The sequence below is a fragment of the Photorhabdus bodei genome (assembly GCF_003287735.1).
GTDB lineage: Bacteria > Pseudomonadota > Gammaproteobacteria > Enterobacterales > Enterobacteriaceae > Photorhabdus > Photorhabdus kayaii.
Genome location: NZ_NSCM01000137.1, coordinates 1 through 1,020 on the forward strand (window position 1 = coordinate 1; position 1,020 = coordinate 1,020).

Consider the following 1,020-nt stretch of genomic DNA (forward strand, 5'->3'; position numbering starts at 1 on the left):
CCTGATTACCATCGAATCTCAGCTAGCTTGAGTAAATACTCAGGTATAGGTGCTGCCCGGATACATGAATAAATAAGCTGTTCGAATGTTTTTTTAAGGTTAAAGCGCCAATTGAACCTGAAACAGAATTCGGCAAGATAACGAGGTAAATACTTTTTGCTAATCGAATGATATGTTCCGCGTATCGAATTTTTTACATTACTAATCATTGTGTTAACCCACTGAAAATAAGGAAGCTTAACACTCTGCGCTCCACCGCCGCTGACGAGGGGCAAATGGAAAGTCCCGGCTTGCTCAATCCCCCGAAAGCAAGCTAATCCATCTGAAATAACAAGGGATTTTGGTTTAAGATGCACTTTAGCCCAACGGGTAAGTTCCTCGGTCTTAAACCCTTTCACAACGCTGAAACGCATGAACATAGGATGGCCCTTTTCATTCATTGAAACCGCCGCAACGAAAGGGCATTTCCCTTTTGCCCCTCGCCCTCGGGGGCCATGCTGAGCCCCTCCCCAGTATGCATCGTCAAGCTGAATAAACCCGCCGAGAGGCTTTTCGTCATCCCGTTCTTTCATCGCTTTCATTAGCTTGTGTTTCATACGCCATGCAGCGTTGTAGGAAATGCCCAGTTGACGTGACAATTCAAGTGCAGAAATCCCATTTTTTTCCTGAGTCATGAGATAAATCGCCAAAAACCACACAGTTAAAGGTAATTTTGACGCAGAAAACAATGTGCCGGCCGTCAAAGATGTCTGATGATGGCATTGATTGCACTGATAAAGGAAACGAGATTTTAACTGGCAATACTTATCATGCCCACAATGAGGGCAGTGATACCCCGTAGGCCAGCGCATATCGAACACCTGTTTCTGGCATTGTTCTTCATGACCATATAATGAAATAAACTCATGAATAGAAATGCCTTTTTGGAATTGAATCTGATTTTTAGCCATTTTCATTTACCTCCACACAGACTTATTTTAAGTATACGCCTATGGGAGCTGAATTTAAGTGATAATCAGG

At 43.1% G+C, this 1,020-nt stretch carries 1 protein-coding gene; it reads right to left on the bottom strand.

The features are described from left to right. Positions 1 to 5 precede the first annotated feature (5 nt). Positions 6 to 950 (bottom strand): IS1595 family transposase, encoded by a 945-nt coding sequence (locus CKY02_RS23105; protein WP_112897016.1) that lies wholly within the window; start codon positions 948 to 950, stop codon positions 6 to 8. Positions 951 to 1,020 lie beyond the last annotated feature (70 nt).